We start from the raw sequence: 24804 nt of genomic DNA, 5'->3' as shown, positions 1-24804 counted from the left end.
GAGGTGATGCTATTTCAGCGGGCCCTTGAAGATGAAAAAGGCGCCGACGCCGATAAAGCCGAAACCAACCGCGTGATTCCAGGTGAGTTTTTCGCCCAGATAAAACACCGCGAAAAGCGCGAAGACCGACAGGGAAATGACTTCCTGAATGGTCTTGAGCTCGGCAGCCGAATAAACCGCGCTGCCGATGCGATTGGCCGGGATGGCCAGCCAATATTCGAAAAACGCCACGCTCCAGCTGATCAGCACGACCACCCACAGAACCAGCCCGTGATACTTCAGGTGCCAGTACCAGGCGAAGGTCATGAAAATGTTGGAGGCGATCAGAAGCCCTATGGGGGCAAGGGTGGGGAGATTGAATCCCATCGGGGGCACCACTGGCACGAATCGGTCCATCTGGACCGGATGCATCCTTCACCGCTCCCAGCCCCGTTTGGCAAGCGGTCTCAGCGCAGGTGGCGGGTCGGCTGCTCGAGGGCGAAGATATCGTCCGACAGGCTCTCGACCTGCTTGCGGATTAGCGCCTGTGCGTCATAAACGCCGCGATTGTAGAAATAGGCGCCCATTCTTTCGGCAAAGAACTGCATCAGCATCTCTGCCGGAATGGCCCCGATATCCTGGTCTAGCTCCTCGCGGAAATAGTCCTGGATCTCGCCGACGAGCGCCTTGGTTTCCTCGCGGCTGAACTTGATCTTTTCCATGTCGAAGCGCTCCTGTTGGGAGGCAGGGTTCAGCACATCGGCTGGAGCGAAGCAAGAAGCGGGGCGATGAGTGGATCGATTTCGGGGCGTTGCACCTGGGCATATTCGATGCGGAGAGCCGCGTAGCCGGTGCCGGAGCAAAGCGCGATCATGTGCTGGTGCATGACCCGGCCCGGCTTGGTCGCCGACCAGCTTGCCCAGGTGGCAGTGGTGGAGCGGGAAGCGATGCCCCAGCCATCGGCGAGGTCGCTTGCCAGCTGCGCTTCGGCTTCGGTTTCAAAGCGGGATGCGGCGGCACTCCAGGCCGAAAGTTGCGCACGGTTGAAAAAGAAGCGGCTCAGATTACCGCTTTCCCCGGCGCCGTCGAACCCGGGCGGCACGGCGAAAGTATAGCCCTGGTGCGGATTGTCCTGCACCCACCAGCCCGCCTGGGCATGGGCGGGAGTGGCAAGCAGGCTGAGGGCAAGAAGGATCGGGATCAGGCGCATGGGGCGAATCTGCCTGGCTTGCAGCAAGACGGCAAGGGGGATGGCCAGCTCAGAGCACCACGATGCCGGCATGCTTGGCCTTATTCTCGGGTTCCACATGGATGGTGATCTGCACGTCTTCTACCGCCTCGCGCAGCTTGGCTTCGAGGCAATCGCAAATGGCATGAGCCGCTTCAACCGACATGGTGCCGGGCACGACCAGGTGAAAATCGATGAAGGTGAGCTTGCCGGCCTGGCGGGTACGGATGTCGTGGGCCTCGATGGCGCCATCAGCGTTTTGCGCGATGACGTCGCGAATGGTTTTTTGCGTTTCGGGCGGCACGGCCACGTCCATCAGTCCGCCGACGCTTTCGCGGATGACGCCCCAGCCGGACCAGAGGATATTGACCGCAACAAGCGCGGCAAGCAGGGAGTCGAGCGCGGCAATGCCGGTGGCGTAAACCAGAACCAGTCCTGCGATAACTCCGACCGTCGAGACCACGTCGGTCATCAGGTGCTTGGCATCGGCGACAAGCGCAGGGGAGCGGACCCTAGTTCCATAACGTCGCAGATATTGTGCCCAGGTGACATTGATCAGCGTGGCGACAATGCTGAAGGCGAGGCCTTCAACAGGCGCTTCGGGCAGTTCTGGCGCAAGAAAGCCCTGATAGGCCTCGCGCAGGATCAGGATGGCGGCAACGATGATCATGACGCCCACGAGCACGGCCGAGAAGTACTCGGCCTTGTGGTAGCCATAGGGCAGAGATGCATCGGCCGGGCGCTGGGCGAGCCGCACCGCGATCAAAGCGAAAATGGCGGTAACGACATTGACGATCGATTCGAGCGCATCGGAATAAAGCGCGATGGAGCCGGTCAAATGCCAGGCGAAGAATTTCAGGCCCAGAACGGCAAGGCCGACCGCGAGGCTAGCAAAGGCAATGGCGAGCGTGCGGTCCTGGAAGGCCATGGGTGGGGTCTCGATCAAAGAGGCCTCGCCATAGCGGCAACACGGTGCCCCCGCAAGTCGTTGTTTTTGCGAGTGATTTTCAGAAGCATTCGGAAGTGCTGCGATATGAGGGCAAGCCCTTGAAACAGCAATGCTTATCGGCAATCGGCGTCGACGGAACCGAGAGAGCCGCCGCATCTTTTCTGTGTATGGGGCGCTAGGACCAGAGGGGAGGAGCGATCTGCCGCCCGGCTGGTCGATTTTGACGGATATGCTACTTTCGTCTTAGCAGCTTTCGCATTATGGTCCGCGCCGAATTGACACCTTAGGGTGTGGCCTGCGTCGGGGCTGAGCGTTCAGCCTCTTCTCTTTCCTGCCCACCCCTTATGGAGAACCTGCGTGCCCCGATATTATCTTGGCGTCGACGGCGGTGGCACAAATTGCCGCGTGCGTTTGGCCGACGAAAATCTGGTGACGCTGGCCGAGGTCAAGAACGGTCGATCCAATCTGCAGATCGATGACGGCGAGCCCGCTTACAAGGCAATCAGCGATGGTGCGCGCGACGTGTTCGCGGCCGCCGGCCTCGACTACGGCGAGACCGCCAACACCTATGCCTGCTTCGGCATGGCAGGGGGGCGAATGGATTCGGCGCGCGCCGAATTTGCAGCCCGCGACTGGCCCTTTGCCGGGGTGAAGGTGTTCGACGATATCGATATCGCCCATGCCGGCGCGCTCGAGGGCGGCGAAGGCGGGGTCGTAATCATCGGCACCGGTTCGGCCGCCATGTCGATCGTCAATGGCAAGCGCTATCAGGCCGGCGGCTGGGGCTTCCATATCGGGGACCAGATGTCCGGCGCGATCCTTGGGCGCGAGCTCGTGCGCTATACGGTTGAAGCCGGAGACGGCATGGCCGAAGCGTCACCCCTCACCAGGGCGGTTGTTGAGGCGCTTGGCGGCGACAATCAGGCGATCATGACCTGGTCGTTCGCCACTGCGATGGATCTGCGGCTGCTCAGCAGCGATGGCAGCGAAGGGTGCGACGACGCCCTAATCGGCCGGGCACCGGGCGAATATGGCAGATTGATGCCGCTCTGGTTCGATCATCTCGAACGCAACGATCCGGTTGCGCTTCGACTTCTCGATATTCAAATGGGCTATATCGACACCTATGTGCGCTGGTTCCGGTCTCACGGCGCCGAGGTCATGGCCATCGTCGGAGGCCTGGGGCAGCGCCTGTTCCCGCGCCTGACCGAGCGCTACGGCGATTTCGTCGCGCTGCCCAAACATGAACCGCTCCATGGCGCAGTGATCCTCGCCAAGCAGAATTTCGTCTCAAACTAGGGACTACGCCCCGTGTCCAGCCGCATCATCCCCGTTCAGCCTTTCGACTATGTGGTGTTTGGCGCCACCGGCGATCTGACCAAGCGTAAGCTCATTCCCGCGCTCTACCACCGTTTCAAGGACGGCCAGTTCGACGAGCAGAGCCGCATCATCGGCGTGTCGCGCTCGAAACTCACCGACGGCGAATTTCAGAAGCTGGCCAGCGATGCCATCGCCCAGTTCGTCGAGAAGGACTATCAGGACGCCGCCACCATCGAGCGGTTTCTCAAGATCTTCTCCTATGTGGTCAACGACGTTTCGGACGAAGCCGGCTGGGGCGACCTGCGCAAGGCGCTGCGTGACGATCCCAAGATCATCCGCGCCTTCTATCTTGCGGTGGCCCCGGATCTTTTCGAGCCCATCGCCGAACAACTGGCAAAGACCAAGGTTTACCGCCGCGACGCGCGCGTGGTGATCGAAAAGCCGCTCGGCCATGACCTCGCTTCATCGATGGAAATCAATGATGGCGTGGCTAAGATCTTCAAGGAAGATCAGGTCTATCGCATCGACCATTACCTCGGCAAAGAGACGGTGCAGAACCTGCTCGCCCTGCGCTTTGCCAACACGCTTTTCGAGCCGATCTGGAATTCAGCGCATATCGATCACGTGCAGCTGACTGTGGCCGAAAGCGTCGGCGCCGGTACGCGCGGCTACTACGACGAATCCGGCGCCCTGCGCGACATGATCCAGAACCATATGCTGCAGCTTCTGTGCCTTGTGGCCATGGAGCCGCCGGCCAGCGACGATGCCAATGCGCTGCGCGACGAAAAGCTCAAGGTGCTGCGTGCCCTCAAGCCGATCACCAATGGGGATGTGTCCAAGACCACCGTGCGGGGCCAATATCGGGGCGTGAAGTCGGAAGCGACGGCGGTTGCCAGCTACCAGGACGAATTGCCAGACGACAAGAAGGGCAGCCACACCGAAACCTTTGTGGCGCTCAAGGCCGAAATCCAAAACTGGCGCTGGTCGGGCGTGCCGTTCTACCTCAGGACCGGCAAGCGCATGGCCGAGCGCGTCTCGGAGATCTGCATCCAGTTCAAGCCCATTCCGCACTCGATCTTCGATCATGCCGAAGGCGCGCCGCGCGCCAACAAGCTGATCATCCGCCTGCAGCCGGACGAAGGCGTCAAGCTGATGATGATGATCAAGGATCCGGGCCCGGGGGGAATGCGCCTGCGCGAAGTGCCGCTCAACCTCTCTTTTGCCGAGACGTTTACCGAGCGCACGCCCGAGGCCTATGAGCGCCTGCTGATGGATGTGATCCGTGGCAGCCAGACCCTCTTCATGCGGCGCGACGAGCTCGAGGCCGCCTGGTCCTGGGTCGATCCGATCCGTCAGGCCTGGGATCGCTCGAGCGAACCGCCGCAAAGCTATTCGGCGGGCACCTGGGGCCCGAGCGGCGCCGTGGCGCTGATCGAGCGCGATGGGCGGACCTGGTATGAGGGCAATAACTGAGTTGGTGAACACCCCCACCTAGCCTCCCCCTCCAGAAGGGGGAGGGACAGTTCGGTGGCTCACTGACACTGAGACGAACACGATGTATCCCTCCCCCTTCTGGAGGGGGAGGCTAGGTGGGGGTAAACTCCACTGGGCCAGGAAAACCGCTAAATCCAAGGACCAAAAATATGACCATCGACCGCCGCAGCTTTGCCGATAAATCGACGCTGGCCAAGGAGCTTGCCGAGGCTGTGGCCGATCGCATTCGCTCAGCCATTGCCGAACGCGGCGAGGCGGCGATTGCGGTCAGCGGCGGGTCGACGCCGGGCAAATTCTTCGGCGCGCTGGGCAAGACGCGGGATATCGACTGGTCCAAGGTGGTGGTGACGCTGGTCGACGAGCGCTGGGTCGACGAGACCAGCGACCGATCCAACGCGCTGCTGGTCAACGAAAAGATGCTGCAGGGCCCGGCGGCCGTGGCGCGCTTTCTTCCGCTTTATTCAGGTGGCGAGACGCCCGACGCTGATCAAATCGAAAAAACCAATGCGCTTGTTTCGAGCCTGCCAAAACCCTTTGCGGCCGTAATCCTTGGCATGGGCAATGACGGCCACACCGCCTCGTTCTTTCCCGGTGGCGATACGCTTTCCGACGCGCTGAGCGCGGAAGGGCCGACGCTGGCCATCCATGCGCCCGGTGCCGGCGAGCCGCGCATCACCTTTACCTTGCCGCGCCTCCTCGAAACCGACGGTCTTTACCTCCATATCGAGGGAGACGAAAAGGCCGCAGTGCTGGAAACGGCGCTGGGCGATGGTCCGATCGAGGACATGCCCATTCGCGCCGTGCTCCGCTCGGGCGCGCCGCTAGCCATTTACTGGTGCCCCTAAAGCCCCTGGGGCGGTCCCCAATCGATCGCCCTGGCCGCTAAAGGCGCCAGTCATCGACGCAAGGAATTGCCGCGCCACCGGCCCCCCTTTGGCGCGTCCCTTGCCATTTAGGAGCGAAAGACATGTCTGTCCGCCAGGCCATCCAGAACGTCACCGACCGTATTGCGGCCCGCAGCCGCAACAGCCGTGAAGACTATCTCAAGCGCATCGATGCCGCGCGTGATGCCGGCGTTTATCGATCTGCGCTCTCCTGCGGTAATCTCGCTCACGGATTTGCTGCTTGTACCCCGTCCGAGAAAGCGGCGCTCGCGGGCAACAAGACGCTCAACCTTGGGATCGTCACCAGCTACAACGACATGCTGAGTGCCCACCAGCCCTATCAATTCTATCCTGACATCATCAAGAACGCGGCGCGCGAGATCGGCGCGACGGCGCAGGTGGCGGGTGGCGTTCCCGCCATGTGCGACGGAGTCACCCAGGGCCAGCCGGGCATGGACTTGTCGCTGTTCAGCCGCGACGTCATCGCCATGTCGACCGCAATCGCGCTCTCGCACAACATGTTCGACGCCGCCGTTTATCTGGGGATCTGCGACAAGATCGTCCCCGGCCTCGTCATCGGCGCCCTGAGCTTTGGTCACCTGCCAGCCGTGTTCATTCCAGCGGGGCCCATGCCATCGGGCATTCCCAACGACGAAAAGAGCAAGGTTCGCCAGCTTTATGCCGAGGGCAAGGTGGGGCGCGCCGAACTGCTTGAGGCGGAAAGCAAGTCCTACCACTCGCCCGGCACCTGCACGTTTTATGGCACGGCCAATTCCAACCAGATGCTGATGGAAATCATGGGCCTGCATCTGCCGGGGGCAAGCTTTGTCAATCCCGGCACGCCGCTGCGCGATGCGCTGACGCGGGAAGCGACCAAACGGGCGCTGTCGCTTTCGGCGCAGGGCAACGACTATACGCCTATCGGCCACATCATGGACGAAAAGGCCTTCGTCAATGGACTTGTCGGCCTTCACGCCACGGGCGGCTCGACCAACCACACCATGCACCTGATCGCCATGGCGGCGGCAGCCGGCATTCAGATCACCTGGGACGACATGAGCGATCTGTCCGACGCGACGCCGCTTCTGGCGCGCGTCTATCCCAATGGTGTGGCCGACGTGAACCACTTCCATGCTGCGGGCGGCATGGGCTTCCTCATTCGCGAACTGCTCGAGGACGGGTATCTGCACGAGGACGTCAAGACCGTCTGGGGCTCGGGGCTGTCGAACTACACGGTCGAAGCCAAGCTCGACGGCGGCAAGCTCGACTTCCAGCCCGTGCCGCTCGAAAGTGCCTTGCCCAAGGTGCTCACGGGGACCAAGGCGCCGTTCCAGACGACGGGTGGGCTCAAACTGCTCAGCGGCAATCTCGGCCGCTCTGTCATCAAGGTCTCGGCGGTCAAGGAAGAGCACCGCGTTATCGAAGCGCCGGCGCGGGTCTTTCATAGCCAGGAGGGCCTGCAGGCCGCGTTCAAAGCCGGTGAGCTCGACGGCGACATGATCGCTGTGGTGCGCTTTTCCGGCCCCAAGGCCGTCGGTATGCCCGAACTGCATAACCTGACCCCGCCGCTGAGCGTGCTGCAGGGCCGCGGCTTCAAGGTGGCGCTCGTGACCGACGGGCGCATGTCGGGCGCATCGGGCAAGGTGCCGGCGGCGATCCACATGACTCCCGAGGCAGTGGATGGCGGGCCGATCAGCAAGATCCGCGACGGCGACATGATCCGTCTCGACGCCAATGAAGGCACCCTGACTTTCCTCGGCGACGAGAAAGAATTCTTTGCGCGCACGCCAGCCAGCGAAGATCAGCGCCATCAGCACTTTGGCATGGGCCGCGAACTCTTTGCCGGGTTCCGCAGCCTTGTGGGTGTGGCTGACAGGGGCGCCAGCGTCTTTCGCTGACACAGCTCTGTCATCTGGTCCGGATAGGGGAGCGCGTCCGCATTCCTATCCGGAGATGATCACCCGTGAAGACCACCGTTCTGGCCCTTGCCGCTACGCTTGCCCTTTCGGGCGCCGCGCACGCCGAATTCGTCAATCCCTTTGCCTATCCGCAGCCCGAAGACTCTTCCGAGTTCTTCACCGTTGTTGAAATTCCGGCCGGCAGCTTCACCAAGTACGAGATCGACGCCGACAATGGCCATGTGATCGTTGATCGCTATCAGTCGATGCCGGTGGTCTACCCGACCAATTATGGCTCGATCCCGTCCTCGCTCGGCGGCGATGGCGATCCGCTTGATGCCCTGGTCTTTACCCGCGAGCCGATCGTGCCGGGCGCCTTTATCAAGGTGCGCGCCATTGGCGTTCTGCACATGATCGATGGCGGCGAGGAAGACGACAAGATCATCGCCGTGCCCGCCTCCGACATCGACCCGACCTATGACGACATTCAGTCGATCGACGATCTGCCCGAGATCGAGCGTCAGCGCGTCGAAGCCTTCTTCCGCGTCTATAAGCAACTCCCCGAAGGCCGCAAGGTCGTGGAACTGAACGGCTTCTCCGGCGTCAACGAAGCCCAGCAGATGGTCTCCGACGCCATCGAAGCCTATCGCGCCAACTGAGCGTCCTAGACACCGGTATAACGGGCGCGCGGCCTGATCAGCGCGCCCGTTTCAGTTTGCTCGAGCGCATGAGCCAGCCAGCCGACGCTGCGGGCCAGCGCAAAGATTTGCAGCGGCGCATCGTGTGGCAGATCATGAGCGGCAACGAGGGCCGAGAGGGCAAAGTCGATATTGGGCTTTTCCCCGCTCATGGCATGCCCGGCCTCCGCGAGTTTTTTGAACAGCGGGGGAACGTCAAAGGTGGCGAGAAGGGCCGGCGCGCGAACATCCTCTTCCACATAAAGCCGGTGACCGAAACAGGGCAGCGCTTGTCCCTGGCGGAGAAGGTTGGCTATCGCCGTCTCTGCGCCTTGCTGTTCGGCATCGCGCACGAGGGCGCTCATGCTGAGGCTGGCCGTGCCGTGGAGGGGACCCGAAAGAGCAGCAAGACCGGCAAGGACTGAGGCCGCGAGCGGAGCGCCGGTCGAGGCGGCGACACGCGCAGCAAAGGTCGAGGCATTGAGTTCGTGTTCGCTCAGGAGCGCGAGCGCGCAGCGAAGGGCCTCGGTGGCGGCAGGTCTTTGCCAGTGCGCGGCAAGGCGCGTATGTACGGGGCCGGGCCCGGTGCCGGCGATAGTGGCTGCAAAGGCCGAAACGACATGGGTGGCATCGGCGACAAGCACGCTGCGGTGACGGCTGATGGCTGGCATCTCGGTTGCCGCCAGTTCCGCGATCCTGCGATAGGCCGGAAGGAGACCGGTCTCGCTTTCGCTGCTGGGTTCAGCGGCGAAGTCGGGAGGAAAGGGGACTGACCAGAGGAGCGCGGCCATCTCTTCAAGCGTTGCAGTCTTTGCCCTTTCGGCTGCGTCCTGCCCGCGGATCAGCAGGCGGCCGCCCGCTATGGTTGAAATGGCGGTTTCCATGACGGGTTCGCCCCAGGCGATCGTTTCGGCCGCAACGGCTTGTGCCGGCCGCCTGCCATTCCGGCGGGCGACGAGGCGCTCGACATCTTCTGCCCGATAGAGGCTGCGGCGCGGATCGGCGGGATCGGGCCGGGCCGCGATCCGGCCGCGGCTTACATTGGCATAAAGTGTCTGCGGCTTGGTGCCGAGCACCTCCAGGGCCTGCTCGGCGGATATCCAGCTCATGGTCAGCTCACATTGATCGATTGCATCAAGATTGACGTCAATCTTGATCGGCTCAATCTAGTGCTCCGAGCAAAGGAGACGCAACATGTCTGGACTAGATGATGTCATTGCCGCCGAAACGAGCCTGTCGGAAGTGGATGGGCTCAACGGAAGGTTGGTAATCTGCGGCTATAGGCTCGAAGATCTCGCTGGTCGCACCGATTGGGAGAATGTCCTCAATCTTCTTGGCGGGCGCATGCTGCCCGAAAGCGCGGCGCTGCGAGAGCGACTGGGCATGGCGCGGCAGCGGGCTTTCGCCGAGACCAGGTGGCTCGACGACGGCATAGCCGCGCTCTCGATCACCGAAGGATTGCGGGCGCTGATGGCGCGATTGCCCGATGGCGAGGATCAGGAGACTGCGCTGCTCTTGGCTGCGGCTCCATCCGTGTTCGTGCCTGCATTGATCCGGTGCAAAAGAGGGATGGCGGCGCTGCCTCCCGATCCCGCGCTGACGCATGCAGCGGATATGCTGGCCATGCTGCATGGCAGGGCGCCGAGAGCTGAAGCGGTGGCAGCGCTCGATACTTATCTCGTGACCGTGTCGGATCATGGGCTCAACGCCTCGACCTTTGCCGCGCGCGTCGTCGCCTCGACACGGGCGGGCTACACCTCGGCAGTGCTGGCCGCCATCGGTGCGCTCAAGGGACCGCTTCATGGCGGCGCGCCGGGGCCGGTGCTCGATATGCTTGACGCGGTGGGGTCGCCGGAAAAGGCTGGCCGATGGATTGGCGAGGCCTTGACCCGCGGCGAGCGGCTGATGGGTTTTGGGCATCGGATCTATCGTGTCCGTGACCCCCGCGCTGATGCGCTCAAGGCTGCTCTCGCCCGCCTGGGCGCTGCAGGAGATGTTGATCGTGAACGCCTGGCGCTGGCCGAAGCGGTGGAGCGTGAGGCATTGGCTCAACTCAAGGTGAAAAAGCCGGATCGCCCGCTCCAAACCAATGTGGAGTTCTTCACCGCGCTGCTGCTCGAAGCCCTAGGCTTTCCGCGCGAGGCGTTTACCGGTGTCTTTGCGGCGGGCCGCGTGAGCGGCTGGCTTGCCCATGCCCATGAGCAGATCGAGGGTGGAAGACTGATCCGGCCACAATCGCGCTATGTGGGACCGAAGGCGGCCTAGCGATTCAAATCTGGAAAAGGCCCCTCACCCTGACCCTCTCCCCAAAGGGGCGAGGGCACGATGGGGGATGTTGCCGCAAAAGAGCCGAACATATTTGAACCGGCTCTTGCGTCCCCTCGCCCTCTGGGGAGAGGGTTAGGGTAAGGGGTCTTCCAGCCACTTTCCGATCACCTTGTGGTCAGCCTCCGACAAACCGTGGCCTCCTGCAATCACCTCGGTTTTGACGCTGGCGCCGGCAGAACTCAGCTCTTTGGCGAGGGCCTCGCCCTGGGAGCGGAAGGCGTCCGTTTCGCCCAAGATGATCAGCACGCTCGTGCCTGAAAGGTCGCTTTCCGGCGCCGCATCGAGGACCATGGCAGGGCGGATGAGCACCGCTTTTCTGATAAAACCCGGATGAAGCAGCAGGGCCGCGCCAAGGAGATTGGCGCCGTTGGAATAGCCGAGCGCCAGGAGCTTGCCGGGATCCGGCCGGTAGGCGCTGCGCACCTCATCGAAGAAGGCAGCGAGCGCACCAGACTCGAAGCGAATGTCCTTCTGGTCGAAAATCGAGGGGCCAAAGCTGCGGAACCAGCGTTGCACGCCGCTTTCGGTCGAGCGTCCGCGCAGGCCAAGCAGGGTTGCATTGGGCGCTGCGCGATGAGCCAGAGGCATCAGGTCGGTTTCATTGCCGCCCGTGCCGTGAAGCAATGCGATGGTCGTGCCGTCAGGATGGTCGGGCGCGTAAAAACGATGCTTGTAGATGAGATCGCGATAAACGACGCGCTCTTCTCCGGGCAGGCCGAACTGGGGCAGCATGACCTTGGTCGCCTGCGGGTCGGGTGCATCTGGCGGCATGAAAAGGGTCGTGCCCAGCCTTTCGAGCGGTTCGTCGAGCGTAAAACCCGGCCCGTCGCTGGCCTGCTCGATCAGCACATCGCCCGGTTCACGCACATAGAGCGAGGTGAAATAGTGCCGGTCATGAAGGTTGGTCAGGCTCGAATTGCGCTTCTGCAATTCGCGCTCGGTGGCTTCCACGGCTTCCGGAGTTGGAGCGCGAACCGCTACATGATCCACGGTGCCGGTGCCGGGCACGCCCAGCCAGAAGCCAGAGGCATCGCGGATATCGAGGACGTCGCCGACATCGGAAACGAGACGGTGAACGGGGCCTTCCACCGGGCCGGGGCGGAAGCCGAAATAGTGCGCGAGAAATGCCGTTGTCTCTTCCTGTACCTCGGACAGAAGCGTCACGCCGCGAATGCGGCGAATGGCATGTTCGACGGGAATACCGCCTTCCGGCATGGAGAGCGCCGGCAGATCGGCACTGACGAGCTTGACGACAACCCCATCGGGATCGCGGAGGCGAAGAACGGTTTCACCGAACTCCTGGCCCGTGCCTTCCACCTTGACCTGGTGCGTCAGGGCGCGCTCGAGCCAATAGCCGACCGATCCGGGCGCGATGGCGAGCGAGAGTTCGCTGACCTGGCCTGCGCCCGCCTGGCCCGATGAGCCACCCTGCCAGACGAGGAACGTGACGAGCGAGCCGGGGCTGGCGGCATAGTCCCCATAAAAGAGATGGAGCTGCCGCGGGTCCTCGTAGCCCCCGGTGCGCTTGACGAGGCGCAGGCCAAGAAAGCCGGCATAGAAATCGACATTGGCCTGAACATCGCCGGTGATCAGGGTGACGTGGTGGATGCCTGAGGTCATGTCTTTGCCCTGCGGCGCGGCCGCTCAATGATGTCTTCGATGCGTTGCGGCCGGAGATCCTGCGCGTCGACACCAACGTCGAACTGGCGCGGCACCGGCGTCAGCCTTCCATGGGAATGGCCATGAAGATTGATCGACTTCTTGCCCATCTTGTTCCAGGTGCGGAAGGGATAGTGGCAGAGGATGAAGAGCTGCCCGTCGATGGTAAGCTCGGCATAGTGCTGGGTGCTCGCCCAGCCTTTCGCATCGAGCGTTGTTTGCGGATCGTTGTTGCCGATGACCAGGTGTTTCGTGCCATGAAGCTGGGCAAGGAGTGCCTCGACCTCTTCGCTTGTGCCGCGTGCGAAGTCGCCGAGATGCCAGACTTCATCGTCCGGCGTGACAACCGCGTTCCAGTTCGCGATCAGCGCCGCGTCATGCTCGGGCATGTTGGCGAAGGGCCGGCGATCGATGCGCAGAACGCGCGGATCGGCGAAATGGCTGTCGCTCGTGAAATAAATCATCAGCGGCTGCGCCCGAACAGGCGTTCGATATCGCCCTTCTTGAGCTCCACATAGGTGGGACGGCCGTGGATGCACTGGCCCGAATGGGGAGTCGCTTCCATGTCGCGGAGGAGCGCGTTCATTTCATCGACGCGCAGCCGCCGGCCGGAACGGACCGAGCCATGACAGGCCATGCGCCCGATGATCGCCTCCATGCGATCGGTCAATGCCGCAGCGCTCTGCCATTCGCTGAGGCCATCGGCGAGATCTCGCACCAGCCCCTCGATGTCACTGCTGCCAAGGAGGGCCGGCGTCTCGCGCACGGCGATGGCGCGAGGGCCGAACCGGTCAAGGTAGAGCCCGAAACGTTCGAGTTCGGCCGCGGCGTCTTCGAGAAGACTGCAATCATCTTCGCTCATCTCGACGATCACCGGGATAAGCTGGGCCTGGCTGGCAACGGGGCCGGACGCCAGCTGCGCCTTGAAGCGCTCGTAAACAAGCCGCTCGTGGGCGGCGTGCTGATCGACGAGGAGCAGCCCCTTGTCGTTCTGAGCGATGATATAGTTGTCGAACATCTGCGTGCGGGCAGTGCCGAGCGGATAATCGAGCGCCTCTCTTGCTTCGGTGAACGTTTCGACGCGCGCGCTTGGCTCGGTAAAGCCGGCCAGGCGGCCAGGGGAACGATCGAGATGGAGCGGGGCAGTTTCGGACCGATAGCCGTAGCTGGGCGGGCGGGGCGCGTCGTTCAAGCCGATTGCGGGTTCATAGGCGGGCGCGGGTGCTTCGGCCATTTCCGGGGGGCTGAAAGCGCCCAGGATATCCTCGGCCACGGTGTTCGAGGCCTGGAAGCCGGCGGCGGCGAGGGCGGTGCCGATGGCGCGGATGACGGCGCCGCGGATGGCGCCCTGATCCTGGAAGCGCAACTCGGCCTTGGCCGGATGAACGTTGACATCGACCGCAGCGGGATCGATGGCGAGGTAAAGGGCGACGACCGGGAAACGATCGCGAAAGATGTAGTCGGAAAAGGCGGCGCGAACCGCGCCCACCAGCACTTTGTCGCGCACCGAGCGGCCATTGACGAAGTAGAACTGGCTGAGCGAATTAGCGCGCGTGAAGGTCGGCAGGCCTGCCATGCCCGCGACGACGACCCCGTGGCGTGCCATGGCGAGGGGCACGGCATTGTCGACGAAATCGGCGCCCATGACCTGACCGAGCCGGGCGGCCAAAGCGCCTTCGCCCGTCACCGCCGGCCAATTCGAAGCCATGCGGTCGGGCCCTTCAAGGATGAAGTGGATTTCAGGATTGGCCATGGCGAGGCGCTTCATCACGTCGGTGATGGCGGCTGCTTCCGAACGGGTGCTCTTGAGGAATTTGCGGCGCGCCGGCACCTGGGCAAAGAGATCGCGCATTTCGATCGCGGTGCCGCGGTTCATCGCCTGCGGCATGGGGCCGGTGCGGCGGCCATTGTCGACGACGACGCAAAGCCCGGTTTCCGCGCCCGGCGGGCGCGAGGCGACGGAGAGTCGCGACACTGAGCCAATGGAGGCCAGGGCCTCGCCACGAAACCCGAGGGTACGGATATCGTCGAGATCATCCACCGAGAGCTTGGACGTTGCGTGCCGCTCGACCGAAAGAAGAAGATCCTCCTGATCCATCCCATGCCCGTCATCGGTAATGCGGATCAGGTCTACCCCCCCGCCAGCCGTCGAAACGGTGATGCGGCGGGCGCCGGCATCGATGGCGTTTTCAACCAGCTCCTTGACGACACTGGCTGGTCGCTCGACCACTTCGCCCGCGGCGATGCGATTGATCAGGTCTTCGGGAAGCTGGCGAATGGGCAAGAGCGATTCTCCTTGAACTCAATATAGGGGAGGCAAGCGGACTTGCCGACCCGGTTGGGGATTTCTACCCATGCTTGCCCTCAAGACAGGCCCAAGCTACATCCTCAGCCATGACCGATGCCCTTTCGCCCATGGACCTTGCCCTCTCGCTTGCGCGCGAAGCGGCCGAACTGGGGGAAGCTCCAGTAGGAGCGGTGGTGATGGAGGGAGCGCGCGTGCTGGCGGCATCGCGCAACCGCATGCAGGCGCTGTGTGACCCAACCGCCCATGCCGAAATGCTGGCGATCCGCGAGGCGCTAAGCATTCGCGGCACGGGCAGGCTCGATGGGTGCGATCTCTATGTCACCCTCGAACCCTGCGCCATGTGTGCCGGTGCCATCGCCCATGCACGGCTACGCCGCGTTTATTTTGCGGCCGAGGACACCAAGGCTGGGGCTGTCGAAAATGGGGTGCGCCTTTTCGAGCAACCGACCTGCCACCATCGCCCCGAGATTATTGGCGGCGTCTCGGCGTCGCGGGCAGAGGCGATGCTGGTGGATTTTTTCCGGAAGTTGCGGGAGTAGCAGCCTCTAGCCCAAAGCCTTCTTCACCTCGCCCCTGAGGGGAGAGGTCGACCCGCAGGGTCGGATGAGGGGTTCAGCGTCTCGGATGTCTTATTGCCTTTAGGATCCTCTGGACCCCTCACCCTAACCCTCTCCCCGGAGGGGAGAGGGGATTAGGCTGGTGGTCGTTAGCGGAGCGTGCCCCAAACGCGATGACGTCCCCTCGCCCCTCTGGGGAGAGGGTTAGGGTGAGGGGTCATTCTTTACAAAGTTCAAGCCGCCGGATTGCTGGGGACCGGCTCGATCCTGTTCTGGATATAGGCTTCCATCTTGCGGGTAAGCATATATTTGAAGCGGTCTTTTTCCGCTTCGACATGGGTCAGCATTTCGCGCACCCGCCAAAATTCCATGGCCCCGAAATTGGCGACATGCGGCCGGATATAGATGTCGGGCGGATAGGCAGCCAAGGAATGGGCGATCAGCGAGTGCATCATGATCTGGGCCGAGCCGAACCAGATGTCGAGCGGGCGATGGTCGGTTTTATTGATGCCGCTCGAGGGATCGCCATTCACATCGATGCCGATCAGAAAGTCGGTGCCGATATCGGCCTGATCGAGCGGCAACGGATTGACCACCGCACCATCCACCAGAATGTGGTTTTCGTGGACGATGGGTTTGAAAAGGCTTGGCATGGCGATCGAGCCGGCGATGGCCGGGCGCAGGGGCCCGGAGTTGAAAACGACCTGATGCCAGGATTGGAAATCGGTTGCCACCACATAGAGCGGGATCTTGAGATCCTTGAACTCGCGCGGGAAATTCGGTGGGGTAAAGGCGTCAACGACGTGGAGCGGATCGAGCTGCATGGAAATGCCATTGCGCAGGATGCCGCCAAGGCCCTTCACCTGGGTCGACCAGAGTTTGGTGGCAATAGTGCGCAGGGTGCCGAGGACCTCGTAGGAATGCTCGCGCAATTCCTTGCCGCTCATGCCTGCAGCCCAGCCTGAGCCGATTAGAGCCCCGATCGAAGTGCCGGAGATCACCGAAGGCTTGAGCCCCAGTTCATCCATGGCTTCGATATAGGGGATATGGGTCAAGCCGCGTGCCGAGCCGCCGCCCAGTGCAACGCCAATCCTGGGACCAGACACAGTGCTCATTCCGCCTCGCTCCCTTCCTGTGGAGCGCAGCCTCTCAACCAGCGCCTTGCCGCGCTTTTGCAGCGGCGTCAGCTCGCGTTGCGGCGGCGTCTCGTCAAAGACGGTACGCCTCGAACTTAGCACGGCAAGATTGAAGAATGGTTCAGCTTTCCCGGGCGATTTCCCGCCACCCGATGTCCCTTCGGGAGAAGCCTTCGGGCCAATCCACTGCGTCAACGCCTCGATAAGCACGTGCCTGTGCCTCTTTCACCGATACCCCGAGCGCCGTCACATTGAGGACCCGCCCACCATTGGCAAGTAAACGGTTCCCGTCACGCATTGTTCCTGCGTGGAACACCGTCAGAGTGTCGCTGTCGAGCCCCTCAAGGCCGCGAATTTCGCTGCCTTTGCCATAGCTGCCCGGATAACCTTGGGTCGCCATGATGACCGTCAAGGCATAGGCGTCCTTCCAGTGGACCTCATGGCCCTTGAGCGTGCCGGTGGCAGTGGCGTGGAGAAGCGGCAAGAGGTCGCTTTCCATACGCATCATCATCACCTGGCATTCCGGATCGCCGAAACGGGCATTGTATTCGACGAGCTTGGGGCCTTCCTCGGTCAGCATCAGCCCGGCATAGAAAACCCCCTGATAAGGCGTGCCGCGCTGCGCCAGTCCGCGGGCGGTGGGTTCGACGATCTTGGCCATGGCGAAATCATATTGCTCGCGCGTCATCACCGGGGCAGGGGAGTAGGCGCCCATGCCCCCCGTATTGGGGCCAAGGTCGCCGTCAAAGGCGCGCTTGTGATCCTGTGCCGTGGTGAGGGGCAGAAGCGTTTCGCCATCGCAAAGCACAAAGAGGCTGACCTCTTCGCCTTCCATGAATTCCTCGATGACGACGGCAGCGCCGGAGTCGCCAAAGGCACCTGAAAAGCAGTCGATCACCGCCTCTTCGGCTTCCTCGACGCTCATGGCAACGGTCACGCCCTTGCCGGCAGCCAGGCCGTCGGCCTTGATCACGATCGGCGCACCCTGGGTGTAGATGTAAGCCAGAGCCGAGGCTTCATCTTCGAAGCGGGCATAGGCGGCAGTCGGAATATCGAATTCGTCGCAGAGCGCCTTGGTGAAGCTTTTCGAGCCTTCGAGTTGCCCGGCTTGCCTCGAGGGACAGAAACAGGTGATCCCGGTGGCGCGGATATCATCGCCAAGGCCGGCCACAACTTGCGCATCGGGGCCGACGACTACGAAGTCGATGTCGTGTGCCTTGGCCGCGGCGATGACCGCGGCATGATCGGTGATGTCGAGGTCGAGATTTTCCGCGACATTCTCGGTCCCGCCATTGCCCGGCGCAACGTAGAGCTTGGTCAGGAGCGGCGACTGGGCAATTTTCCAGGCCAAAGCATGCTCGCGACCGCCCGAACCGATGACCAGAACCCGCATATGTGCCTCCGCGCAAGATGTGCGAGCGTGATGGAGGAAAGTGGGCGGGAGGGCAAGGGGAAGATGGGGGTGCAGCGGGAGAACATCAAGAACCCCTCACCCTAACCCTCTCCCCGGAGGGGCGAGGGGATGTCATCCCGTTCGGGATTGGAGTTGTTCAAGATCACCAGCCCAGTCCCCTCGCCCCTCTGGGGAGAGGGTTAGGGTGAGGGGCTTTTCTAGAATTGGAAGCCTACATCTCGGCTTCGTCGAATATCCGCGTCACATCGCCATTCCATTCGCCGCGATAGCGCTCGAGCCAGCGTTCGGCGGGGGCCTTGCCGGTGCGGATGGTTTCTTCCAATGGGGCGAGGTAAATGGTCTCGTCCTCCCCCTTTTCATTCAGGCGGGCGCGGCGGACAAGGCCGGCTTCGGCTATGCCGACGGCTTGCGCGGCAATGTCGAAAATGCTCGATCGATCGAATGGGGTCGCAAGGCCCAGCCGCGGCACATCCTGGCGCAGATATTCGCGATCCTCGTCGGACCAGTTGCGCACCAGTTCCCAGGCGGCCTCGAGCGACACATCGTCATAAAGAAGGCCGGTCCAGAAGGCGGAGAGGGCGGTGACATGGGCCTCGTCGCCCATGTCGGCGCCGCGCATTTCGAGGAATTGCTTGAGTCGCACTTCGGGGAACAGGGTCGAGAGGTGGTCTTCCCAATCCTTGATCGTCGGCTTTTCGCCCGGCAATTGCGGCAATTCCCCCTTGAGAAAGGCGCGGAAGCTCTCGCCGGCAACGTTCACATATTGGCCGTTGCGAATAACGAAATACATCGGCACGTCGAGGGCGTGGTCGGCATAGTGCTCGAAGCCGAAGCCGTTTTCGAAGACGAAGGGCAGCATACCGGTGCGCTCGGCGTCGGTATTAAGCCAGATATGGCTGCGGAAGCTGAGATAGCCGGTGTCGCGCCCATCGGCGAAGGGCGAATTGGCAAAGAGAGCGGTGGCCACAGGCTGCAGCGCAAGAGACACGCGCAGCTTCTTGACCATGTCGGCTTCATCGGAAAAATCGAGATTGGTCTGCACCGTGCAGGAGCGGTACATCATCGAGGTGCCGAGCGATCCGACCTTGTCCATATAAGGGGTCATGATGCCATAGCGCGATTTCGGCATCGCCGGGATGTCGTTGACGGCCCAGAGCGGTGTCACCCCGAGGCCAAGAAAATGGATATCGAGCGGGGCGGCGACTTTCTTGGCGACGCGCATGTGCTCGGAAAGTTCGGCCGCCGTCCCGTGCAGCGTTTCCTGCGGGGCCCCGGACAGTTCGAACTGTCCGCCCGGTTCGAGCGATATGCCACCGGCGATTTCCTTATTACGAAGCCCGATCGGGTTTTCACCGTCATGAAACGGGTGCCAGCCGGTTTCCCGCTCCATGCCTTCAAGGAGCGCACGGACGCCTTGCGGGCCTTCATAGGTTACCGGGCGGAGGGGGTCGGTGTGGAAAACGTGCTTTTCGTGCTCCGTGCCGATCCGCCATTCGCTGGCAGGCTTGGCGCCACGCGACATGGCCTCGATGAGGTCCGCGCGCGATTCGATCGGGGGCGAGAAAGTGTCGGCGCCGGCCATGAGGTCCTCGAGGCAAAGGTGAGGGCTAAACTGGGCCGGCACCATAGCGAGCGCAAGCGGGAATGCAATCGGCTTTTATCGCCAATCGCCGATGATGGCCTGGATCACGGCCATGGCCGCGACCGCTGCCGTATCTGCGCGGAGGATGCGCGGACCAAGGCTGATCGGCACAACGAAGGGTAGGGCGCGCAGCTTTTCCCGCTCGGATTGCGAGAAACCACCCTCGGGGCCAATCAGCAAGCCGACCGGTGCGCCCCTGATGGCTTCAAGGGTGTCAACGGGAGAGGATGAAGCTTCGGCCTCATCGGCAAAGATCAGCTTGCGCGCGCCTTGAGCCTGAGGCCAGTCGGCCAGAAGACGCTCGAGCGTGATCTCAGGAGCGATGGTGGGAACCGAGAGCACCTCGCACTGCTCGGCCGCTTCGATCGCATTGCTGTGCAGCCGGTCGGTCTTGAGCCGATGAACCTGCGTGAACTGGGTCATCACCGGCTGGATCGTGCCGGCGCCCATTTCCACAGCCTTTTGCACCACATAGTCGAGCCGCTCGTTCTTGAGCGGGGCAAAGCCGTACCAAAGATCGGCCCCTTCGGTCTGGGGTGCAATCTGCTCCGTGACGGCGAGGGCGACGGATTTTTTCGAATCGCTCGTCAGCCGGCAAAGCCAGGCGCCGTCCCGGCCGTTGAACAGCACCACCTCGTCGCCCACCGACTTGCGCAAGACGGCGGCAAGATAGAGCGACTGCTCCTTATCGAGCGTGAGTTCGGCGGCAGGTGCCAGATCATGGGGCACGAACAGGCGGGGCAGGGTGGCGTGGCTACGCGGCATAGGGTTTTTCAGGGGCGGCAGAGTGCCACGCCCTCCTCCTTCAACAGGCTCAGGATGAGGTCTACTTTGTCTGGCGCGATTAGAGTAGACCTCTTGGCGAGCTTGTCGAACCACGAGGCCGTGGCCCTATGTCCCAAATCCATTCCGCTCCCGTCGCCGATGCCCCAAAAGACAATTGGGTGGATCGGCATGCGCCAGACTGGCTGAAACCCTATGCGCGTCTGGCGCGCTGGGATCGTCCGATCGGGTTCTGGCTGCTTTTCTGGCCCTGCGTGTGGGGGCTGGCGTTGGCGGCAATCGAAGTGCCCGAGCGCGGTTTTGGCTGGGTTTCGGTTATTCTCATGTTCGTCGGTGCGGTGCTGATGCGCGGCGCCGGTTGCACGTTCAATGATATCGTCGATCGCGACATCGACATGAAAGTTGCTCGCACGCGTCTCCGCCCCATTCCCTCCGGCGCGGTTACCGCCAAAGAGGCGCTGATCTTTCTCGTCGGCCAGGCGCTGCTGGGCGCGCTGATCCTGTTTCAGTTCAATCGCTTCACCGTTTGGGCCGGCGTCGCCTCGCTGGTGCTGGTTGCCATTTATCCATTCATGAAACGGATCACCTGGTGGCCACAGCTTTTCCTGGGGCTTGCCTTCTCCTATGGGGCGCTGGTGGGCTGGTCGAGCGAGACGGGCGGGCTCTCCTGGGCGCCGATCCTTCTTTATGCCGGCACTATTCTCTGGGTCATCGGCTACGACACCATCTACGCACTACAGGATGTGGAGGACGACGCGCTGGTCGGCGTCAAATCGACGGCCCGGCTCTTCGGCGAGCACGTCAAACCGGCGGTGAGCGCCGTTTATGTCGGGGCCGTGGTGCTTTGGAGCATGTCTGCACTTTCAGCCGGCGCTGGCTGGATCAGCCTTGTGCTGATGCTGGTGCCAGCTGGCCTCCTTGCCTGGCAGGTTTTTACGCTTGATGCGGATGAACCCGAAAATCCGCTCCTTCGGTTCAAGAGCAACCACTATGTCGGCGTGGCGCTCGCTCTGGCGCTCCTGGCCGATTGGGTCTGGTGATCCGGTAGTCCTCTTCCAGAGGAGCACTGCGAAACAAAGCCTCAAAGGGCGAGGTCGTGGCACGCCCTCGTGGTTCGAGGCTCCGCTGCGCTGCGCACCTCGCATGAGGGCTACTGCAGCTCAGGCCCGGGGGACATCTGGTCGAGCTAGCCCCAACCCAAACACCAGAAACGCCAAAGGGACCAGCCGCACCACCAGCTGGTCCCATTGACGTGCCCTTGGAGGGGATCTGAAACTTAGTTGCTGCGCTCGACTTCGCCCGGTTTGCGGCGGTTGAGGAAGCGGGGGCGGCGCGCCGCATCGGCGGCGAGCTTGCGGCGCGGAGCCATCTCGCCCACCATCAGGCCGTCGACCTGCTGGCTATAGGGAAGATAGGCGCCATCGCCGGCCTTGATGAAGAGCGGCAGGCGGAGCTTCTTGCCCCAGTTCTGCCATTCGGCGACGACGTTGTGATTGCCTTCTTCCTCGAAGACCTTGTAGCTCAGCTCGCCATCGGGATGGACGAGTTCGATCGAACTTGTCAGCACGCCGTCTTCCGAAATCCGGGTGGCCACCGCCACGCCAATGAATTCGGTGACCGGAACCTTGATCTTGATCGCAACGCCGCTCTGCTCGAGCTGCTTGCGCACCGTCACGGTCTTGACCGGATCGCGCGGGCCATTGTCGTTGGCCGCAACGAACCGGCGCTCGGCGAGGGCCCGCTTGCCGAAAGCAAGAACGACCGACGATCCTTCCATCGCAACGCCATGAACCATTTTTGAGCCTTCCTGTAACTTCGAGAGCTGGTTTTTTCCGCTCCGTTTGTGAGGCCAATCTAGCGCGTCCCCTTACCGGCCCTCTTAATGGGTTCGGTTAAGTTTATCTTGTTTTCGTCAGTGGTTAGCGGGGTGTTGCACCCTGCAAGACCCGGTTTACCCAATCTGGTTCCACCCCGTTTACCCTGCCGTTTCGAGCCCCTCGCATACCGAGAATGGGCCATGTCCCTGAGGCTCTTGTCCAAAAGTCGTGCGAGGCATAAAAGCCGCCTATGCCGGCCTTTGCTCCAGAATATGACGACGATCTCGAACTGCTTCGCGCCACCGCCGTGGCCGCGGGGATCATTGCGTCGGGCTATTTTCGCCGCGACATCAAGAGCTGGCAGAAAGAAAATGCCTCTCCGGTCAGCGAAGCCGATATCGTGGTCGATCGCTATCTCGCCGCAAGCCTGCTCAATGCCCGGCCCGCCTATGGTTGGCTGAGCGAGGAAACTGCCGATAATCCCAGCCGGCTCGATTGCGACCGCGTCTTCGTGGTCGATCCCATCGACGGCACACGCGCCTTTTTGCGCGGGGAAGATTGCTGGACGGTTTGTCTGGCGGTTGTCGAAAATGGCGTGCCGGTCGCCGGGGTCGTTTATGCTCCCGCGCGCAACGAAATGTATGAAGCCCATGCAGGCGGCGGGGCGCGGCTCAACGGGCAGCCGCTCGTGCGCCATCGCCGTGCGGGAGCACCGCCGCTTATTCCTGCTCCGGGTGCGGTGCATCAGGAAATGCAGGCGCTGGGGCTGCACTATACCCGTGGTCCCATGTATCCCTCGCTCGCCTATCGGCTCGTGCAGGTGGCGACGGGACATCTCGATGCCGCCGTGGCCCGTCGAGGTAGCCAGGACTGGGACATCGCGGCAGCCGCGGTCATCCTGAGCGAAGCCGGGCTCGATTTTGCCGATGTGTGCAGCGGCTTTCCCCAGTTCAACAGACGTGACGTGCGGCATGGAGCGATTGCGGCGATTGCCGACATGAGCCTCCGGCCGCAGGTCCATTCGGCGCTGATCAAAGTCTATGGCTGCCCGGCCGAGACAGAGGATAGCGCCGGTACCGCCTCTTCCTCCACTCTTTCAAGGGATCCGTAAAAATGGCCGAAGCCACCCAAAAACAACTTCTTCACCTCGTGATCGGCGGCGAATTGTCGAGCCTTGAGGGCGTCACCTTCACCGATCTGGAAAAGGTCGACATCGTGGGGCTCTATCCCAACTATGCGGCCGCTTATGCGGTGTGGAAGCAGAAGGCACAGATGACCGTTGATAGCGCGCAGACACGATACTTCATCGTGCACCTCCATCGCCTGCTCGACCCGGAAGCGGCTGGCGCGTAAGCCAGCGCGAGGTCCGGTTTTCCTTCTGCCCTGAGGGGAGAAGGTGGCGCAACGCGCCGGATGAGGGGTTGAATTTTGAGGATCAGCCACAAGGCTGAACCCCTCACCCTAACCCTCTCACCTCAGGGGAGAGGGGGTCAGATCGAGTGTGGGGCTTGATCCAGTCGCATTCACGGTCTGGTCCCCTCGCCCCTTTGGGGAGAGGGTTAGGGCGAGGGATGACTTGCTGTCTGGCCAGTGATTTCCCCCAAAATTGCCTCCAGCGCCCCCGGTCCGCCGATCCGGTCCCGCCCGATCTGGGTCAGGCGCTCGCGCTCGGCGCTGTCCGAAAGCAGGCGGCGCAAAGCTGTTGCAATGTTGGACGCGCGCGGTTCAACGACGATCCGCGCCTCGCCAAAGAGATTTTGTTCATCGGCAAAGCGGGACCGACGGTCGCGCTGGTTGATGAAGGTAATGACCGGACGGCCGAGTCCCAACGATTGGACGCTCGCCGTGCCGGCCTGGCTCAGCACCACGTCCGAGGCCTGCAGGAGATTGCCCATGGCATTGCCACGCGCCATGTGAACGACGAGATTCCCGTCGCTCAGTTCCCCCAGATCTGCCGCCTCGGCACTCAGAAGCGGTGTGCGGCGCAGCTTGGCGGCCTTTGCCAGCTCTTCCACACTGACGCTGCCGGCGACAGCCAGGAAAATGTCGGGACGTTCCTCGTCTGGGATCTGCCGCAAGGCATCGACCTGAAGTGCAAAACTTTCCGCCGTCAGGGCGCGGCTGCCGGGCAAGAGCGTCACCGCCAGCGGTTTGCGTCGCCGGGCCGTCGCGTCATAGTCCCCGCTCGGCACCGAATCCATCATGATATTGCCGGCCGCCCGCGCGTCGACCCCCGAAGCCTTGAGGCGCTCGGCAAGGCTTTCGGCGCGGCAGAATACGGTCTTGCAGCTTCGTTTGATCGCCCAGATCTCGCCGGGCGAATAAAGCCGAGCGGCCCCGGTCTTGTAGACGTCCAGATAGACGAGATCCCCAAGGCCCACGGCGGTGGCGGCAAGAATGCCGACCATGTCACCCACGACGATGACGCTGTCATAGTGGCCGCGCACGGAGCGCAGGAATTTGAGGGCCGGCGGCACCGTCATCAGCCCGCCATTGACGATGTCGCGGCGCAGGGAGCCTTTTACATTGCGCCAGCCTTCCGAGGCCAGGGTAGCGCGGGGGCCGACGATGCGGCAGAGGCCTTCATAGGCCTTGCCGCTGCCGATCATGGGATAGGCTTCCACTTGCGCGGTGCTGGCGAGGCGGCGAACCAGCGCCGAGGCAATGGCATCTTCTCCGTGGCCGTTGGAAACGATGAGGTAGCGCTGACGCTTCGCTGCCTCGGTCACCT

General features: G+C 62.5%; 24 protein-coding genes. 10 read left to right on the top strand and 14 right to left on the bottom strand.

What is annotated here, in order from left to right:
* Positions 1–9: 9 nt before the first annotated feature.
* The 4 genes from BM364_RS12205 to BM364_RS12190 all read right to left on the bottom strand — a co-directional run bounded on the left by BM364_RS12205 (position 10) and on the right by BM364_RS12190 (position 2135).
* Positions 10–366, bottom strand: coding sequence for a DMT family protein (locus BM364_RS12205; RefSeq protein WP_092425345.1), 357 nt, complete (start codon positions 364–366; stop codon positions 10–12).
* A gap of 80 nt (positions 367–446) precedes the next feature.
* Positions 447–701 carry a DUF2164 domain-containing protein gene (locus BM364_RS12200; RefSeq protein WP_092425343.1) on the bottom strand — a complete coding sequence of 85 codons (255 nt, stop codon included), beginning with the start codon at positions 699–701 and terminating at the stop codon, positions 447–449.
* Between the two features lie 29 nt (positions 702–730).
* Positions 731–1189 (bottom strand): hypothetical protein, encoded by a 459-nt coding sequence (locus BM364_RS12195; protein WP_092424957.1) that lies wholly within the window; start codon positions 1187–1189, stop codon positions 731–733.
* A 49-nt stretch (positions 1190–1238) separates the two neighbouring features.
* The gene (locus BM364_RS12190; RefSeq protein WP_092424955.1) at positions 1239–2135 is read right to left on the bottom strand and encodes a cation diffusion facilitator family transporter; all 897 of its coding nucleotides are present in this window, start codon (positions 2133–2135) and stop codon (positions 1239–1241) included.
* A 378-nt stretch (positions 2136–2513) separates the two neighbouring features.
* Here BM364_RS12190 and BM364_RS12185 point away from each other — a divergent pair, with 378 nt between their 5' ends.
* The 5 genes from BM364_RS12185 to BM364_RS12165 all read left to right on the top strand — a co-directional run bounded on the left by BM364_RS12185 (position 2514) and on the right by BM364_RS12165 (position 8411).
* Complete coding sequence (locus tag BM364_RS12185; protein ID WP_175528585.1) at positions 2514–3455, top strand: glucosamine kinase nucleotide-binding domain-containing protein; 942 nt, start codon at positions 2514–2516, stop codon at positions 3453–3455.
* 12 nt (positions 3456–3467) lie between these two features.
* Positions 3468–4949, top strand: coding sequence for a glucose-6-phosphate dehydrogenase (gene zwf, locus BM364_RS12180; protein WP_092424950.1), 1482 nt, complete (start codon positions 3468–3470; stop codon positions 4947–4949).
* A 170-nt stretch (positions 4950–5119) separates the two neighbouring features.
* Positions 5120–5815, top strand: coding sequence for a 6-phosphogluconolactonase (gene pgl / locus BM364_RS12175; protein ID WP_092424948.1), 696 nt, complete (start codon positions 5120–5122; stop codon positions 5813–5815).
* A gap of 122 nt (positions 5816–5937) precedes the next feature.
* Positions 5938–7752: a phosphogluconate dehydratase gene (edd, locus tag BM364_RS12170; protein ID WP_092424946.1), complete on the top strand. Its 1815-nt coding sequence runs from the start codon at positions 5938–5940 to the stop codon at positions 7750–7752.
* A 65-nt stretch (positions 7753–7817) separates the two neighbouring features.
* Entirely contained in the window at positions 7818–8411 is a 594-nt protein-coding gene (locus tag BM364_RS12165) for an inorganic diphosphatase (protein ID WP_092424944.1), read from the top strand.
* A 5-nt stretch (positions 8412–8416) separates the two neighbouring features.
* Here the strand turns inward: BM364_RS12165 and BM364_RS12160 are convergent, their stop codons facing one another.
* On the bottom strand, positions 8417–9538 hold the full coding sequence (locus BM364_RS12160; RefSeq protein ID WP_092424942.1) for a citrate synthase: 1122 nt from the start codon (positions 9536–9538) through the stop codon (positions 8417–8419).
* Positions 9539–9623: 85 nt separating this feature from the next.
* Here BM364_RS12160 and BM364_RS12155 point away from each other — a divergent pair, with 85 nt between their 5' ends.
* The gene (locus BM364_RS12155; protein WP_092424940.1) at positions 9624–10694 is read left to right on the top strand and encodes a citrate synthase; all 1071 of its coding nucleotides are present in this window, start codon (positions 9624–9626) and stop codon (positions 10692–10694) included.
* Between the two features lie 135 nt (positions 10695–10829).
* Here the strand turns inward: BM364_RS12155 and BM364_RS12150 are convergent, their stop codons facing one another.
* From BM364_RS12150 to mutL, 3 genes are read right to left on the bottom strand one after another with little or no spacing between them, the layout of a single operon-like run.
* Complete coding sequence (locus BM364_RS12150; RefSeq protein ID WP_092424938.1) at positions 10830–12377, bottom strand: VOC family protein; 1548 nt, start codon at positions 12375–12377, stop codon at positions 10830–10832.
* Positions 12374–12880, bottom strand: coding sequence for a metallophosphoesterase family protein (locus BM364_RS12145; RefSeq protein WP_092424936.1), 507 nt, complete (start codon positions 12878–12880; stop codon positions 12374–12376). Before BM364_RS12145 ends, BM364_RS12150 begins: the two co-directional genes overlap by 4 nt.
* Positions 12880–14700 carry a DNA mismatch repair endonuclease MutL gene (gene mutL, locus BM364_RS12140; protein WP_092424934.1) on the bottom strand — a complete coding sequence of 607 codons (1821 nt, stop codon included), beginning with the start codon at positions 14698–14700 and terminating at the stop codon, positions 12880–12882. The genes BM364_RS12145 and mutL overlap by 1 nt, the downstream gene beginning before the upstream one ends.
* Positions 14701–14810: 110 nt before the next feature.
* On the opposite strand from mutL, the gene BM364_RS12135 reads away from it, so the two are divergent.
* Positions 14811–15263: a nucleoside deaminase gene (locus BM364_RS12135; protein WP_092424932.1), complete on the top strand. Its 453-nt coding sequence runs from the start codon at positions 14811–14813 to the stop codon at positions 15261–15263.
* A 251-nt stretch (positions 15264–15514) separates the two neighbouring features.
* Here the strand turns inward: BM364_RS12135 and BM364_RS12130 are convergent, their stop codons facing one another.
* From BM364_RS12130 to BM364_RS12115, 4 genes are all read right to left on the bottom strand, one after another.
* Positions 15515–16396 (bottom strand): patatin-like phospholipase family protein, encoded by an 882-nt coding sequence (locus BM364_RS12130; RefSeq protein ID WP_139232582.1) that lies wholly within the window; start codon positions 16394–16396, stop codon positions 15515–15517.
* Positions 16397–16538: 142 nt separating this feature from the next.
* Positions 16539–17810 (bottom strand): phosphoribosylamine--glycine ligase, encoded by a 1272-nt coding sequence (gene purD / locus BM364_RS12125; RefSeq protein WP_092424928.1) that lies wholly within the window; start codon positions 17808–17810, stop codon positions 16539–16541.
* 232 nt (positions 17811–18042) lie between these two features.
* Positions 18043–19413 carry a glutamate--cysteine ligase gene (locus BM364_RS12120; RefSeq protein WP_092424926.1) on the bottom strand — a complete coding sequence of 457 codons (1371 nt, stop codon included), beginning with the start codon at positions 19411–19413 and terminating at the stop codon, positions 18043–18045.
* Between the two features lie 75 nt (positions 19414–19488).
* Positions 19489–20238 (bottom strand): 16S rRNA (uracil(1498)-N(3))-methyltransferase, encoded by a 750-nt coding sequence (locus tag BM364_RS12115; RefSeq protein ID WP_092424924.1) that lies wholly within the window; start codon positions 20236–20238, stop codon positions 19489–19491.
* A 128-nt stretch (positions 20239–20366) separates the two neighbouring features.
* Here BM364_RS12115 and ubiA point away from each other — a divergent pair, with 128 nt between their 5' ends.
* Positions 20367–21296, top strand: a complete 930-nt coding sequence (ubiA, locus tag BM364_RS12110; RefSeq protein WP_092424922.1) for a 4-hydroxybenzoate octaprenyltransferase — start codon at positions 20367–20369, stop codon at positions 21294–21296.
* A 236-nt stretch (positions 21297–21532) separates the two neighbouring features.
* Here the strand turns inward: ubiA and BM364_RS12105 are convergent, their stop codons facing one another.
* Positions 21533–22051, bottom strand: coding sequence for a DUF6101 family protein (locus BM364_RS12105; protein WP_092424920.1), 519 nt, complete (start codon positions 22049–22051; stop codon positions 21533–21535).
* Positions 22052–22323: 272 nt separating this feature from the next.
* On the opposite strand from BM364_RS12105, the gene BM364_RS12100 reads away from it, so the two are divergent.
* Positions 22324–23184 (top strand): 3'(2'),5'-bisphosphate nucleotidase CysQ, encoded by an 861-nt coding sequence (locus tag BM364_RS12100; RefSeq protein WP_092424918.1) that lies wholly within the window; start codon positions 22324–22326, stop codon positions 23182–23184.
* 2 nt (positions 23185–23186) lie between these two features.
* Positions 23187–23426: a DUF4170 domain-containing protein gene (locus BM364_RS12095; protein WP_092424916.1), complete on the top strand. Its 240-nt coding sequence runs from the start codon at positions 23187–23189 to the stop codon at positions 23424–23426.
* A 206-nt stretch (positions 23427–23632) separates the two neighbouring features.
* Here the strand turns inward: BM364_RS12095 and BM364_RS12090 are convergent, their stop codons facing one another.
* Positions 23633–24802, bottom strand: a complete 1170-nt coding sequence (locus BM364_RS12090; protein ID WP_092424914.1) for a glycosyltransferase family protein — start codon at positions 24800–24802, stop codon at positions 23633–23635.
* Positions 24803–24804 lie beyond the last annotated feature (2 nt).

The organism is Devosia crocina (assembly GCF_900116545.1).
Lineage (GTDB): Bacteria > Pseudomonadota > Alphaproteobacteria > Rhizobiales > Devosiaceae > Devosia > Devosia crocina.
The sequence above is the reverse complement of the archived record's forward strand: the minus strand, read 5'-3'. Positions and strand labels throughout refer to the sequence as shown.

Coding starts and splice junctions, on each gene's coding strand:
- BM364_RS12205 (WP_092425345.1), bottom strand. CDS start 366: ATGGGATTCAATCTCCCCACCCTTGCCCCCATAGGGCTTCTGATCGCC.
- BM364_RS12200 (WP_092425343.1), bottom strand. CDS start 701: ATGGAAAAGATCAAGTTCAGCCGCGAGGAAACCAAGGCGCTCGTCGGC.
- BM364_RS12195 (WP_092424957.1), bottom strand. CDS start 1,189: ATGCGCCTGATCCCGATCCTTCTTGCCCTCAGCCTGCTTGCCACTCCC.
- BM364_RS12190 (WP_092424955.1), bottom strand. CDS start 2,135: ATGGCCTTCCAGGACCGCACGCTCGCCATTGCCTTTGCTAGCCTCGCG.
- pgl (WP_092424948.1), top strand. CDS start 5,120: ATGACCATCGACCGCCGCAGCTTTGCCGATAAATCGACGCTGGCCAAG.
- edd (WP_092424946.1), top strand. CDS start 5,938: ATGTCTGTCCGCCAGGCCATCCAGAACGTCACCGACCGTATTGCGGCC.
- BM364_RS12160 (WP_092424942.1), bottom strand. CDS start 9,538: ATGAGCTGGATATCCGCCGAGCAGGCCCTGGAGGTGCTCGGCACCAAG.
- BM364_RS12155 (WP_092424940.1), top strand. CDS start 9,624: ATGTCTGGACTAGATGATGTCATTGCCGCCGAAACGAGCCTGTCGGAA.
- BM364_RS12150 (WP_092424938.1), bottom strand. CDS start 12,377: ATGACCTCAGGCATCCACCACGTCACCCTGATCACCGGCGATGTTCAG.
- BM364_RS12145 (WP_092424936.1), bottom strand. CDS start 12,880: ATGATTTATTTCACGAGCGACAGCCATTTCGCCGATCCGCGCGTTCTG.
- BM364_RS12135 (WP_092424932.1), top strand. CDS start 14,811: ATGACCGATGCCCTTTCGCCCATGGACCTTGCCCTCTCGCTTGCGCGC.
- BM364_RS12130 (WP_139232582.1), bottom strand. CDS start 16,396: ATGAGCACTGTGTCTGGTCCCAGGATTGGCGTTGCACTGGGCGGCGGC.
- purD (WP_092424928.1), bottom strand. CDS start 17,810: ATGCGGGTTCTGGTCATCGGTTCGGGCGGTCGCGAGCATGCTTTGGCC.
- BM364_RS12120 (WP_092424926.1), bottom strand. CDS start 19,413: ATGGCCGGCGCCGACACTTTCTCGCCCCCGATCGAATCGCGCGCGGAC.
- BM364_RS12115 (WP_092424924.1), bottom strand. CDS start 20,238: ATGCCGCGTAGCCACGCCACCCTGCCCCGCCTGTTCGTGCCCCATGAT.
- ubiA (WP_092424922.1), top strand. CDS start 20,367: ATGTCCCAAATCCATTCCGCTCCCGTCGCCGATGCCCCAAAAGACAAT.
- BM364_RS12105 (WP_092424920.1), bottom strand. CDS start 22,051: ATGGTTCATGGCGTTGCGATGGAAGGATCGTCGGTCGTTCTTGCTTTC.
- BM364_RS12100 (WP_092424918.1), top strand. CDS start 22,324: ATGCCGGCCTTTGCTCCAGAATATGACGACGATCTCGAACTGCTTCGC.
- BM364_RS12095 (WP_092424916.1), top strand. CDS start 23,187: ATGGCCGAAGCCACCCAAAAACAACTTCTTCACCTCGTGATCGGCGGC.